Annotated in this window: 12 protein-coding genes; 11 read left to right on the forward strand and 1 reads right to left on the reverse strand. The window is 61.7% G+C overall.

What is annotated here, in order from left to right:
- Nucleotides 1–315 precede the first annotated feature (315 nt).
- The 7 genes from CFII68_RS16230 to CFII68_RS16200 all read left to right on the forward strand — a co-directional run bounded on the left by CFII68_RS16230 (nucleotide 316) and on the right by CFII68_RS16200 (nucleotide 7,564).
- Complete coding sequence (locus tag CFII68_RS16230; RefSeq protein WP_018605848.1) at nucleotides 316–1,617, forward strand: OprD family porin; 1,302 nt, start codon at nucleotides 316–318, stop codon at nucleotides 1,615–1,617.
- A gap of 173 nt (nucleotides 1,618–1,790) precedes the next feature.
- Nucleotides 1,791–2,612, forward strand: coding sequence for an NAD(P)-dependent oxidoreductase (locus CFII68_RS16225; RefSeq protein WP_018605850.1), 822 nt, complete (start codon nucleotides 1,791–1,793; stop codon nucleotides 2,610–2,612).
- Nucleotides 2,613–2,654: 42 nt separating this feature from the next.
- Nucleotides 2,655–3,560 (forward strand): SMP-30/gluconolactonase/LRE family protein, encoded by a 906-nt coding sequence (locus tag CFII68_RS16220; RefSeq protein WP_018605853.1) that lies wholly within the window; start codon nucleotides 2,655–2,657, stop codon nucleotides 3,558–3,560.
- A gap of 56 nt (nucleotides 3,561–3,616) precedes the next feature.
- Entirely contained in the window at nucleotides 3,617–4,585 is a 969-nt protein-coding gene (locus CFII68_RS16215; RefSeq protein ID WP_018605855.1) for a TRAP transporter substrate-binding protein, read from the forward strand.
- 77 nt (nucleotides 4,586–4,662) lie between these two features.
- Nucleotides 4,663–5,190, forward strand: a complete 528-nt coding sequence (locus CFII68_RS16210) for a TRAP transporter small permease (protein WP_018605857.1) — start codon at nucleotides 4,663–4,665, stop codon at nucleotides 5,188–5,190.
- The gene (locus CFII68_RS16205; protein ID WP_018605859.1) at nucleotides 5,190–6,470 is read left to right on the forward strand and encodes a TRAP transporter large permease; all 1,281 of its coding nucleotides are present in this window, start codon (nucleotides 5,190–5,192) and stop codon (nucleotides 6,468–6,470) included. The genes CFII68_RS16210 and CFII68_RS16205 overlap by 1 nt, the downstream gene beginning before the upstream one ends.
- A gap of 224 nt (nucleotides 6,471–6,694) precedes the next feature.
- Nucleotides 6,695–7,564 carry an aldose 1-epimerase gene (locus CFII68_RS16200; protein ID WP_033062601.1) on the forward strand — a complete coding sequence of 290 codons (870 nt, stop codon included), beginning with the start codon at nucleotides 6,695–6,697 and terminating at the stop codon, nucleotides 7,562–7,564.
- Nucleotides 7,565–7,790: 226 nt separating this feature from the next.
- Here CFII68_RS16200 and bkdR read toward each other — a convergent pair whose 3' ends face one another.
- Entirely contained in the window at nucleotides 7,791–8,279 is a 489-nt protein-coding gene (gene bkdR, locus CFII68_RS16195; RefSeq protein WP_003202929.1) for a Bkd operon transcriptional regulator BkdR, read from the reverse strand.
- A 192-nt stretch (nucleotides 8,280–8,471) separates the two neighbouring features.
- Here bkdR and CFII68_RS16190 point away from each other — a divergent pair, with 192 nt between their 5' ends.
- From CFII68_RS16190 to lpdA, 4 genes are read left to right on the forward strand one after another with little or no spacing between them, the layout of a single operon-like run.
- On the forward strand, nucleotides 8,472–9,707 hold the full coding sequence (locus CFII68_RS16190) for a 3-methyl-2-oxobutanoate dehydrogenase (2-methylpropanoyl-transferring) subunit alpha (RefSeq protein ID WP_018605865.1): 1,236 nt from the start codon (nucleotides 8,472–8,474) through the stop codon (nucleotides 9,705–9,707).
- Nucleotide 9,708: 1 nt separating this feature from the next.
- Nucleotides 9,709–10,767, forward strand: coding sequence for an alpha-ketoacid dehydrogenase subunit beta (locus CFII68_RS16185; protein WP_018605866.1), 1,059 nt, complete (start codon nucleotides 9,709–9,711; stop codon nucleotides 10,765–10,767).
- Nucleotides 10,768–12,039, forward strand: coding sequence for a dihydrolipoamide acetyltransferase family protein (locus CFII68_RS16180; protein WP_018605868.1), 1,272 nt, complete (start codon nucleotides 10,768–10,770; stop codon nucleotides 12,037–12,039).
- A gap of 18 nt (nucleotides 12,040–12,057) precedes the next feature.
- A complete protein-coding gene (gene lpdA, locus CFII68_RS16175) occupies nucleotides 12,058–13,440 on the forward strand; it encodes a dihydrolipoyl dehydrogenase (protein ID WP_018605870.1) in 1,383 nt (460 codons plus the stop codon).
- Nucleotides 13,441–13,534: the final 94 nt, after the last annotated feature.

A 13,534-nucleotide genomic window follows, 5' to 3' on the forward strand; every position in this document is an offset into this window, starting at 1 on the left:
TGCATGCCCACGCAGAGCGTGGGAACGATCACAAGCCTTCTGATCGTGGACATTCGACTAATGTCTTAGACCAGTCATCGCACAACCAAGCGCCCTCCCCGCTATTCTCAAGCCCCGGATGTGCCCGGTGCCACGGCCTGCGATCTTGACCTCGATCGGTGACGACCATTGAAACGCCTCATTTTGAAGCACCCCCGAGTTGGATAATTCCGATAATGGCCAGTTGACAACGAGGAGCCGCTTCCAAATAATCCCCTCATGTTGTACGACGACGTATGACAAATAAAAACAACAAAAAAGTAAGGGAGCGTCATAGTGAGCACACGTGTCCGTTTTTCGCCCGACAACCGTCCAAACCGCCGTACCCTTCTCAACGCCAGCCCCACACTGCTATTGCTCGGTTGCAGCAGCCTCGCCGCGTTTCTGCCAACGACCGCCAGCGCCGCAGGCTTCGTCGATGACGCCAAGGCCACGCTGAACCTGCGCAACGCCTACTTCAATCGCAACTTCGTCAACGACAACGCCGCCCAGGGCAAAGCCGAGGAATGGACCCAGAGTTTCATCCTCGACGCCAAGTCCGGTTTCACCCAGGGCGTGGTCGGTTTCGGCGTGGACGTGCTGGGCATGTACTCGGTCAAGCTCGACGGCGGTCGCGGCACGGCAGGTACACAACTGCTGCCGGTGCATGACGATGGTCGCCCGGCCGACGACTTCGGTCGCCTCGGCGTCGCCCTCAAGGCCAAGGTATCGAAGACCGAACTGAAGTTCGGTGAATGGATGCCGGTACTGCCGATCCTGCGCTCCGACGACGGCCGCTCCCTGCCGCAAACCTTCCGTGGCGGCCAGGTGACTTCCACCGAAATCAACGGCCTGAGCCTCTACGGCGGCCAGTTCCGTGGCAACAGCCCGCGCAACGACGCGAGCATGGAAGACATGTCCATGAACGGCCGCGGCGCCTTCACCTCCGACCGCTTCAACTTCGGTGGCGGCGAATATGCCTTCAACGAAAAACGCACCCAGGTCGGCGTGTGGTACGCGGAACTGTCCGATATCTACCAGCAGCAGTATTTCAACCTGACCCATAGCCAGCCTATCGGCGACTGGACCCTGGGCGCCAACCTCGGTTACTTCACCGGCAAGGAAAACGGCAGTGCGTTGGCCGGCGACCTGGACAACAAAACCGCGTTCGCCCTGCTCTCGGCCAAATACGGCGGCAACACCTTCTACGTCGGCCTGCAGAAAGTCGGTGGTGACGATGCCTGGATGCGCGTCAACGGCACCAGCGGCGGCACCCTGGCGAACGACAGTTACAACTCCAGTTATGACAACGCCAAGGAAAAATCCTGGCAGTTGCGCCACGACTTCAACTTCGCCGCCGTCGGCGTGCCGGGCCTGACCCTGATGAACCGTTACATCAGCGGTGACAACGTGCACACCGCCACGGTCGACGATGGCAAGGAATGGGGCCGTGAAACCGAACTGGCCTACACCGTGCAGAGTGGCGCGCTCAAGAGCCTCAACGTGAAATGGCGTAACGCATCGATTCGTCGCGACTTCAGCACCAACGAATTCGACGAGAACCGCATCTTCATCAGCTACCCGCTTTCGCTTCTGTAACACCAGGATCCATTGCCATGAGCGCATCCCATGGCAACCTGCGGCAGGGACGCCGGTTTAGAGCGGTTCGTCGATCAAACGTTGACAAGGTAGAGGAAGGATAAGGATATTTCCTCTCGGTCGTACGACAACTTATAACAACTGTACCTCTCATTGTTTGCTCAGGTAATGCCATGACCACGACACAGATTCGCCACCCCTTCAATCGCCTCCTATTGACCGGTGCCGCTGGCGGCCTTGGCAAAGTCTTGCGCGAGCGCCTCAAGCCTTTCGCCCGCCACATTCGCCTGTCGGACATCGCCAACATGGCCCCGGCCATCGACGAAAGCGAAGAAGTGGTGCCGTGCGACCTGTCGGACAAGCAGGCCGTGCACCAACTGGTCGAAGGCGTCGATGCCATCCTGCACTTCGGCGGTGTTTCGGTGGAGCGTCCGTTCGAAGAGATCCTCGGCGCCAACATCAGCGGCGTGTTCCACATCTATGAAGCCGCGCGCAAACACGGCGTCAAGCGGGTGATCTTCGCCAGTTCCAACCACGTCATAGGCTTCTACAAACAGGACCAGACTATCGACGCCCTCTGCCCTCGCCGCCCGGATGGCTACTACGGCCTGTCCAAGTCCTACGGCGAAGATGTCGCCAACTTCTACTTCGATCGCTACGGCATCGAGACCGTGAGCATCCGCATCGGCTCGTCGTTCCCCGAACCGCAGAACCGCCGGATGATGAGCACCTGGCTGAGCTTCGACGACCTCACCCAACTGATCGAATGCTCGCTCTACACCCCGAAAGTCGGCCACACCGTGGTCTACGGCGTGTCCGCCAACCGCGATGTCTGGTGGGACAACAGCCAAGCCGCACACCTGGGCTACCAGCCCAAGGACACTTCCGAGATTTTCCGCGCCAAGGTCGAAGCGCAGCCGATGCCGGCCGCCGATGACCCGGCCATGGTTTACCAGGGCGGCGCCTTTGTGGCGGCCGGCCCGTTCGACAACTGATTCGCTGTTTTTCATGGGATACGCACGCACAAAGGAATCACCATGCAAGCCGAATTGATTGTCGATGCACGTAACGCCGTCGGGGAAAGCCCGGTGTGGGTCCCCGAGGAAAACGCCCTGTACTGGGTGAACATCCCCAGCGGCGGCCTGCAACGCTGGAATGCCAGCAGCGGAAAAGTCCAGGGCTGGGAAGCCCCCGAAATGCTCGCCTGCATTGCCCGCCACCAGGACGGTGGCTGGGTAGCGGGCATGGAAAGCGGTTTCTTTCGCCTGCACCCCCATGACGATGGCAGCCTCGACAGCGAACTGTGTGCGAGCGTCGAGCACAGCCGCACCGACATGCGCCTCAACGACGGCCGCTGCGACCGCCAGGGCCGCTTCTGGGCCGGCAGCATGGTGCTGAACATGGGCGCCAACGTCGACGAGGGCCGGATGTACCGTTATGAGGCCGGGCAGCGCAGCCCGGTCGAGGCGCAACTGAGCGGTTTCATCGTGCCCAACGGCCTGGGCTTCAGCCCGGACGGCCGGACGATGTACCTCTCCGACTCGCACCCGTTGAGCCAGCAGATCTGGGCCTTCGACTACGACATCGACAGCGGCACCCCGTCCAACCGGCGCCTGTTCGTCGACATGATGCCGTTGGCCGGGCGCCCGGACGGCGCCGCGGTGGATGCCGACGGTTGCTATTGGATCTGCGCCAACGATGCCGGGCTGATTCACCGTTTCACCCCGGACGGACGTCTCGACCGTTCGCTGGAAGTGCCGGTGAAAAAACCGACCATGTGCGCCTTTGGCGGCAGCCAGCTGGACACCCTTTTCGTGACCTCGATTCGTCCGGGCGACGACAACGATCCGCAATCCCTGGCCGGTGGCGTGTTCGCGCTGAACCCCGGCGTCAAGGGCCTGGCCGAACCTGCTTTCGGAGGACGGCAACACTCCGCGACCTGATCTGCTTTGCCGCTTCACATCGATAGACATAAAAACAACAACACTGGAGATTGACCATGAATTTCAAACGCACGCTTCTGATCGCAGCCCTGCCCCTGGCCTTCCTGGCCCAGGCGGCACACGCCCTGGACATCAAGATCGCCGACATCCACCCCAAGGGCTACCCGACCGTGGTCGCCGAGGAGTCCATGGGTAAGACTCTGGAAAAAGAGAGCAACGGCGAGCTGAAATTCAAGTATTTCCCAGGCGGCGTGCTGGGCTCTGAAAAAGAAGTCATCGAGCAGATGCAAGCCGGCGCGATCCAGATGTCGCGCGTCAGCCTGGGGATCGTTGGCCCCGTCGTGCCGGACGTGAACGTCTTCAACATGCCATTCATCTTCCGCGACCAGGCGCACATGCGCGCCGTCATCGACGGTGAAGTCGGCGATGCGATTCTCGACCGGATCACCAACTCCGAATTCGGCCTGGTGGCCCTGGCCTGGATGGACGGCGGCACGCGCAACATCTACACCAAGAAACCGGTGCGCAAGCTCGAAGACCTCAAGGGCATGAAAATCCGCGTGCAAGGCAACCCAATGTTCATCGAGATGATGAACGCCATGGGCGCCAATGGCATCGCGATGGACACCGGCGAAATCTTCAGTGCCTTGCAGACCGGCGTGATCGACGGCGCGGAAAACAACCCACCGACGCTGCTCGAACACAATCACTACCAGAACGCCAAGTTCTACAGCTTGACCGGCCACCTGATCCTGCCTGAACCGATCGTGATGTCGAAAATCACCTGGAACAAGCTCACGCCAGAACAGCAGGACATGGTGAAAAAAGCCGCCAAGGCAGCCCAGGCTGAAGAACGCGATCTGTGGGACAAGAAGTCCGCCGCCAGTGAAGAAAAACTCAAGGCCGCCGGCGTCGAATTCATCACCGTCGACAAGAAACCTTTCTATGACGCCACCGCTCCGGTCCGGGCCAAATACGGCGCGCCGTATGCGGACCTGATCAAGCGTATCGAAGCCGTCAAGTAAGGTCCCTCAATCTGTACTCATGAAAAAGGCTGGGCGCGCCCGCGGTTAAAAGGCGCGCCCGGTTACGGTGGAACCCGATGAAGAATTTGCTGCTGCGTATCAACGACACGATCTACATGACTTGCATCTGGGTGGCCGGACTCTCTGTCCTCGCCGTGGCGCTGATGATTCCCTGGGGCGTGTTTGCCCGCTACGTACTCGGTACCGGCTCAAGCTGGCCGGAACCCACCGCTATTTTGCTGATGATCGTGTTCACCTTCATCGGCGCCGCCGCCAGTTACCGCTCCGGCTCGCACATGGCCGTGGACATGGTCACCAGTCGCCTGCCACCGCACTGGCAAACCTTGGCCTCGGTTTTCACCCAGCTCTTGATGGCAGCGGTGTGCATCTTCATGACCATTTGGGGCACCAAGCTGTGCATGACCACCTGGAATCAATTCATGAGCGCCATTCCCACCCTGCGCGTCGGCATCACCTACATGCCGATCCCGGTCGGTGGTTTCCTGACCCTGATTTTTGTCCTGGAAAAACTCTTGCTGGGTGATCAAAGCAAGCGTCGGGTCGTGCAGTTCGACCTTGTTGAAGAAAACGAAGGTGCCGCTTAATGGACGCGCTGATTCTGCTGGGCAGTTTTTTGTTGTTGATCCTGATCGGCATGCCGGTCGCCTACGCGCTGGGCGCTGCCGCCCTGATCGGGGCGTGGTGGATCGATATTCCGTTCCAGGCCATGATGATCCAGGTCACGGGCGGGGTGAACAAATTCTCGTTGCTGGCCATTCCGTTCTTCGTCCTGGCCGGTGCGATCATGGCCGAAGGCGGCATGTCCCGCCGACTGGTGGCATTCGCCAGTGTGCTGGTGGGGTTCGTGCGCGGTGGCCTGTCCTTGGTCAACCTCGTGGCTTCGAGTTTCTTTGGCGCGATCTCCGGTTCCTCGGTGGCCGATACGGCCTCGGTCGGCTCGGTGCTGATCCCGGAAATGACGCGCCAAGGCTATCCGCGTGATTACGCCACCGCTGTCACCGTCAGTGGTTCGGTGCAAGCGCTGCTGACACCGCCCAGCCACAACGCGGTGCTGTATTCGCTCGCCGCTGGCGGCACCGTCTCCATCGGTTCGCTGTTCATGGCCGGCATCGTCCCCGGCATCATGATGAACCTGTGCCTGATGGCGCTGTGCCTGGTCTTCGCGAAAAAGCGCAATTACCCCAAGGGCGAAGTGATTCCCCTCAAGCAAGCATTGAAGATCTGCCGGGAAGCCATGTGGGGCATGATGACCTTGTTCATCATCCTTGGCGGCATTCTCTCGGGTGTTTTCACCGCCACCGAATCGGCCGCCATTGCCGTGGTGTGGGCGTTCTTCGTGACCATGTGCATCTATAGGGACTACAAGTGGAGTGAGTTGCCGAAACTGATGCACCGTACGGTACGCACCATCTCCATCGTGATGATCCTGATCGGCTTCGCCGCCAGCTTCGGCTACATCATGACGCTGATGGAGATCCCGGCGAAGATCACCACCGCGTTCCTGACGCTGTCGGACAACCGCTACGTGATCCTGATGTGCATCAACGTGATGTTGCTGCTGTTGGGTACCGTGATGGACATGGCGCCATTGATCCTGATCCTGACACCTATCCTGATGCCGGTGATCGTCGGCATCGGCGTGGACCCGGTGCAGTTCGGCATGATCATGCTGGTGAACCTGGGTATCGGGTTGATCACGCCACCGGTGGGCGCGGTGTTGTTCGTCGGTTCCGCCATTGGCAAGGTCAGCATCGAAAGCACCGTCAAGGCGCTGCTGCCGTTCTACGCCATGCTGTTCGTGGTGCTGATGCTCGTGACCTACATTCCCGCCATTTCGCTGTGGTTGCCGCACTTGGTGTTGTAACGAACAAACGACAACAACCCCTTGTGGGAGCAAGGCTTGCCCGCGATGAAGATGATGCAGTCTCCCTGGGAACCGAGGAGTCTGCATCATCTTCATCGCGAGCAAGCTTTGCTCCCACAGTGCGGTGCGACGTTTCTCTACATCCCCTCGCCACAACAGGGTTCGCACACAAGAATCCGGCTTTTCCCACATCAGTTTTTTCAACCTTGCAGAACAAGGCCAACATGACGCCGCCTCTTCTCCATCTCGAAGACGAACTCACCCGCCTCACCCTCGCCCCGCACCTGGGCGCCAGTCTCGTTGAATGGACAGTGCGCAGCACCGGTGCTCCCCTGCTACGCCCGCCCGAGCCGCAAGCCGTGGAAAACGGCCTGCCGGGCAAACTCGGCGGCTTCCCGTTGATTCCGTGGTCAAACCGGATCGCCAACGGCGGTTTCGATTGTCCCGGCGGCTGGCTGGCCCTGGACGCCAACAGCCCCAACGACCCGTTCCCGATCCATGGCAGTGCCTGGCAACAGCCGTGGCAGGTGACCGAACACAGCGGCCAGGAAGCCTTGCTGCAACTCGACAGCCAATACCCCTTTGCCTACCGCGCCAGCCTGCGAATCCGTCTGAGCGGTGGTCAGCTACAAATCACCATCCACGTCACCCACATGGCCGAACAGGCCGCGTGGCACGGGTTGGGTTTGCACCCGTATTTTCCGCGCACCGCCAGTACTCGCCTGCAAACCCGGGCAACCGAAGTCTGGAAGTGCGACGCCTCGAAGTTGCCGACCGAGCTGAGCGAAGTTCCCGTCGAATGGGATTTCCAAGAGATACGCGCCCTGCCCGATACCCTCGTCGACAATGGTTTCGGCGGCTGGGACGGGCAATGCCTGATCCAGCAGCCGGACCTGGGCTATGAGTTGGAATGCCGCACCAGTGACAGCAAATACTTCCTGCTGTACTGCCCCGTGGGCCTGGATTTCTTTTGCATCGAACCGGTCAGTCATCCGGTCAACGCCCATCACCTGCCGGGGCGGCCAGGGTTGCGTTTGCTGGAGCAAGGGCAGTCGGTGGCGCTGGGGTTTTCGATGCAGTGTCGGTTGCTCTAAGGCCCACTTCCCTGTGGGAGCAAGGCTAGCCCGCGATGAAGTGGACGCGGTCTCCTGGGAAACCGAGGCGCCTGCATCGCGAGCAAGCTTTGCTCCCACAGAGTTTTTGGGTTGCCAATAAATCCGCGGCCAAACGCAGGTCCACTGTGGGAGCAAAGCTTGCTCGCGATAGCGGTGGGTCTGCTGGCATCAATGTTGAAGTGCCGATGCCTTCGCGAGCAGAGGGTCAGGTGCCCAGGGTCAACCCATTGGCCGGCAACGGCAGTGCGGTCTTGTAGCGCACCTGCTTGAGGGCAAAGCTGGAGCGGATGTTCGCCACGCCCGGGACCTTGGTCAAAAAATCCATCATGAACCGCTCCAGCGACTGGATGGTCGGCACCAGCACGCGGATCAGGTAATCCGGATCGCCGGCCATCAGGTAGCACTCCATCACCTCCGGCCGGTCGGAGATCGCCTCCTCGAAGTGCTGCAGCGCCTCTTCCACCTGCTTCTCCAGGCTGACATGGATGAACACATTGACGTGCAATCCCAGCAGGTCGGCATCCAACAGCGTGACCTGCTCGCGGATCACTCCCAGCTCCTCCATGGCCCGGACGCGGTTGAAGCACGGAGTCGGCGACAGGTTGACCGAACGAGCCAGATCGGCGTTGGTGATGCGGGCGTTTTCCTGAAGGCTGTTCAGAATGCCGATGTCGGTGCGATCCAATTTACGCATGAGACAAATAATCCTGTTTTTTATCGTTGTGCAGATTTTTTATCTGCAAATGATCTGAACAGCAAGCCAACAGAGAAAAATATTCTTCTTCGTCGAGCCTATGATTGTTGTAGGACAATTTCCCGTACCCGGGGAAATTCGTCAGCTAGCGCGCCCACTACAAGAAATTCACAAGATCGAGCGTAGAAAGCCATGAACCCAGCGTATGAACCACTGCGCCTGCACGTTCCCGAACCCTCGGGCCGTCCCGGCTGCAAGACCGACTTCTCCTACCTGCATCTGTCCGATGCCGGCACGGTGCGCAAACCTTCCATCGACGTCGAACCGTCCGACACCGCCGACCTGGCTCGCAGCCTGATCCGCGTGCTCGATGACCAGGGCAATGCCCACGGTCCATGGGCCGAAGACGTGCCGCTCGAAATCCTGCGCAAAGGCATGCGCGCCATGCTCAAGACGCGCATCTACGACAACCGCATGGTCGTTGCCCAACGGCAGAAAAAAATGTCGTTCTACATGCAAAGCCTCGGCGAAGAAGCCATCGGCAGCGGCCAGGCCCTGGCGTTGAATATCGACGACATGTGCTTCCCCACCTATCGCCAGCAAAGCATCCTGATGGCCCGCGAGGTGCCGCTGGTGGGCATGATCTGCCAACTGCTGTCCAACGAGCGCGATCCGCTCAAGGGCCGCCAGTTGCCGATCATGTACTCGGTCAAGGACGCGGGTTTCTTCACCATTTCCGGCAACCTCGCCACGCAGTTCGTCCAAGGCGTGGGCTGGGGCATGGCTTCGGCGATCAAGGGCGATACCAAGATCGCCTCGGCCTGGATCGGTGACGGCGCCACCGCCGAATCGGACTTCCACACCGCCCTCACCTTTGCCCACGTCTACCGGGCGCCGGTGATCCTCAACGTGGTCAACAACCAGTGGGCGATCTCCACCTTCCAGGCCATTGCCGGCGGTGAAGCCACGACCTTCGCCGGACGCGGCGTCGGTTGCGGCATTGCCTCCCTGCGCGTGGATGGCAACGATTTCATGGCGGTCTACGCCGCCTCGCGCTGGGCCGCCGAGCGTGCCCGCCGCAACCTCGGCCCGGCGCTGATCGAATGGGTCACCTACCGCGCCGGCCCGCACTCCACGTCGGACGACCCTTCGAAGTACCGCCCCGCCGACGACTGGAGCCACTTTCCGCTGGGCGATCCGATTGCGCGCCTCAAGCAGCACATGGTGAAGATCGGCCAGTGGTCCGAAGAGGAACATGCGGCAGTTACCGCCGAACTCGAAGCCGAGGTGATCGCCGCGCAGAAGGAAGCCGAGCAGTACGGCACCCTCGCCGGCGGGCAGATTCCAAGCGCCGCGACCATGTTCGAAGACGTCTACAAAGAGATGCCGGAGCACTTGAAGCGCCAGCGTCAGCAGTTGGGGATCTGACATGAACGATCACAACAACAATATTGCGTTGGACACCGCCATGACCACTACCACCATGACCATGATCCAGGCCCTGCGCTCGGCCATGGACGTGATGCTCGAACGCGACGACAACGTCGTGGTGTTCGGCCAGGACGTGGGTTACTTCGGCGGCGTGTTCCGCTGCACCGAAGGCCTGCAGAACAAGTACGGCACCTCGCGGGTGTTCGACGCACCGATTTCCGAAAGCGGCATCGTCGGCGTGGCGGTGGGCATGGGCGCCTACGGCCTGCGTCCGGTGGCCGAGATCCAGTTCGCCGACTACGTCTACCCGGCGTCGGACCAGATCATCTCCGAAGCAGCGCGCCTGCGCTATCGCTCGGCCGGCGAGTTCACCGCACCGATGACCCTGCGCATGCCCTGCGGCGGCGGCATCTATGGTGGCCAGACCCACAGCCAGAGCATCGAAGCGATGTTCACCCAGGTCTGCGGCCTGCGCACCGTCATGCCGTCCAACCCCTACGACGCCAAGGGCTTGCTGATCGCCTCCATCGAAAACGATGACCCGGTGATCTTCCTCGAACCCAAGCGCCTGTATAACGGCCCGTTCGACGGCCACCACGACCGCCCGGTAACGCCGTGGTCGAAACACCCCTCGGCGCAGGTGCCGGACGGTTACTACACCGTGCCGCTGGACGTCGCCGCCATTACCCGTCCGGGCAAGGACGTGACCGTTCTCACCTACGGCACCACGGTCTACGTCTCCCAAGTGGCGGCCGAAGAGACCGGTATCGACGCCGAAGTCATCGACCTGCGCAGCCTCTGGCCGCTGGACCTTGAGACCATCGTCAAATCCGTGAAGAAAACCGGCCGCTGTGTGGTGGTCCACGAGGCCACCCGCACCTGCGGTTTCGGCGCCGAGCTGGTGTCGTTGGTGCAAGAACACTGCTTCCACCACCTGGAAGCGCCTATCGAGCGTGTCACCGGTTGGGACACCCCCTACCCGCACGCGCAGGAGTGGGCGTATTTCCCAGGGCCGTCCCGTGTGGGCGCGGCGTTGAAACGGGTCATGGAGGTCTGAATGGGCACGCACGTTATCAAGATGCCGGACATCGGCGAAGGCATCGCGGAAGTTGAACTGTCGGTGTGGCACGTCAAGGTCGGCGACATGGTGGTCGAAGACCAGGTGCTGGCCGATGTCATGACCGACAAGGCCATGGTCGACATCCCCTCGCCAGTGCATGGCCGGGTCATCGCCCTGGGTGGCGAGCCCGGCGAAGTCATGGCGGTGGGCAGCGAACTGATCCGCATTGAAGTCGAAGGTGCGGGTAACCTGAAAGAATCGGCCCAACAAGCGCCAACGCCAGCGCCGGCTGCGCAAGCACCGAAGCCGGCACCCGTGGCGACACCTGAGCCGGTGCTGGAAAAAACCGCCGCGCCCCGCTGCGCCCCGCAAGCGCCTGTGGCCCGCGACCCCGACGAGCGTCCACTGGCGTCGCCGGCCGTGCGCAAACACGCGCTGGACCTGGGCATTCAATTGCGCCTGGTCCAAGGCAGCGGCCCCGCCGGGCGAGTCCTGCACGAAGATCTCGAGGCTTATCTGGCCCAGGGTCCGTCGACCCAGGCCAAGGGCGGTTCAGGTTATGCCGAGCGCCACGACGAGCAGCAGATCCCGGTGATCGGCATGCGTCGCAAGATCGCCCAGCGCATGCAGGAAGCGACCCAGCGCGCCGCCCATTTCAGCTACGTCGAGGAAATCGACGTTACCGCCCTGGAAGAGCTGCGGGTTCACTTGAATGAAAAACACGGCGCCAGTCGCGGCAAGCTGACCTTGCTGCCATTCCTGGTCCGCGCGTTGGTCGTGGCCCTGCGCGATTTCCCACAGATGAACGCCCGCTACGACGACGAAGCCCAGGTCATTCACCGCTCAGGTGCGGTGCATGTGGGCGTCGCCACCCAGAGCGATGTTGGCCTGATGGTGCCGGTGGTGCGTCACGCCGAAGCCCGTAGCCTGTGGGACAGCGCGACGGAAATCTCCCGCTTGGCCACGGCGGCCCGCACGGGCAAGGCCAGTCGCGATGAGCTGTCCGGTTCGACCATCACCCTGACCAGCCTCGGTGCCCTCGGCGGCATCGTCAGCACGCCGGTACTGAACCTGCCGGAAGTGGCGATTGTCGGCGTGAACAAAATCGTCGAGCGGCCTGTGGTGATCAAGGGCCAGATCGTGATCCGCAAGATGATGAACCTCTCCAGCTCCTTCGATCACCGGGTAGTCGACGGCATGGACGCGGCGCAATTCATCCAGGCCCTGCGTGGCCTGCTCGAACAACCCGCCACTTTGTTTGTGGACTAATCATCAATGGAGCAGGCGATGCAAACTTTGAACACGACGCTGCTGATCATCGGCGGCGGCCCCGGCGGCTATGTGGCGGCGATCCGTGCCGGGCAACTGGGCATCTCGACCATCCTGGTGGAAGGCCAGGCGTTGGGCGGGACCTGCCTGAATATCGGCTGTATCCCGTCCAAGGCGTTGATCCATGTGGCCGAGCAGTTCCACCAGACGCGGCACCACAGCCAGGGTTCGGCCTTGGGCATCACGGTGGCGGCGCCGAGCCTGGACATCGGCAAGAGCGTGGAATGGAAGGACGGCATCGTCGATCGCCTGACCACCGGCGTCGCGGCGCTGTTGAAAAAGCACAAGGTCCAGGTCATTCACGGCTGGGCCAAGGTGATCGATGGCAAGACGGTCGAGGTCGGTGACACGCGCATCCAGTGCGAACACCTGCTGCTGGCCACCGGTTCGAAAAGCGTCAACCTGCCGATGCTACCGATTGGCGGGCCAATCATTTCCTCCACCGAAGCCCTCGCCCCCACCTCGGTGCCCAAGCACCTGGTGGTGGTCGGCGGTGGCTATATCGGCCTGGAACTGGGCATTGCCTACCGCAAGCTCGGCGCCGAGGTCAGCGTGGTCGAGGCCCAGGAACGGATCCTGCCAGCCTACGACGGCGAGCTGACCCAACCGGTGCACGAGGCGCTCAAGCAGTTGGGCGTGAAGCTGTACCTCAAGCACAGCGTCGAAGGTTTCGATGCCCAGGCCAGCACCTTGCAAGTGCGTGATCCCAATGGCGAGACGCTGAACCTGGACACCGACCGGGTGTTGGTGGCCGTTGGGCGCAAACCCAACACCCAGGGCTGGAACCTCGAAGCGCTGGACTTGGCAATGAACGGTTCGGCGCTGAAAATCGACAGCCGTTGCCAGACCAGCATGCGCAACGTCTGGGCCATCGGCGACCTGAGCGGTGAACCCATGCTCGCCCACCGGGCCATGGCCCAGGGTGAAATGGTCGCCGAGCTGATCGCCGGCCAGCATCGGGAGTTCAACCCAACGGCCATCGCGGCGGTGTGCTTCACCGACCCGGAACTGGTGGTGGTCGGCAAGACGCCGGACGAGGCCAAGGCGGCCGGGCTCGATTGCATGGTGTCGAGCTTCCCGTTCGCGGCCAACGGCCGGGCCATGACCCTGGAATCGAAAAGCGGTTTCGTCCGGGTCGTGGCGCGCCGGGACAATCACCTGATCGTAGGCTGGCAAGCGGTCGGCGTCGGCGTGTCGGAGCTGTCCACCGCGTTCGGCCAATCCCTGGAAATGGGCGCGCGCCTGGAGGACATCGCCGGCACCATCCACGCTCACCCGACGCTGGGCGAGGCCGTGCAGGAAGCGGCGTTGCGGGCGTTGGGGCATGCGTTGCATCTGTAAAAGCTGTGGGTGAGTAACTTGTGGGAGCAAAGCTTGCTCGCGATGCAGGCGCCTCGGTTCACCAAGGACCGCGTCGGCTGTATCGCGGGCAAGC

The sequence above is a fragment of the Pseudomonas sp. CFII68 genome (assembly GCF_000416195.1).
Lineage (GTDB): Bacteria > Pseudomonadota > Gammaproteobacteria > Pseudomonadales > Pseudomonadaceae > Aquipseudomonas > Aquipseudomonas kilonensis.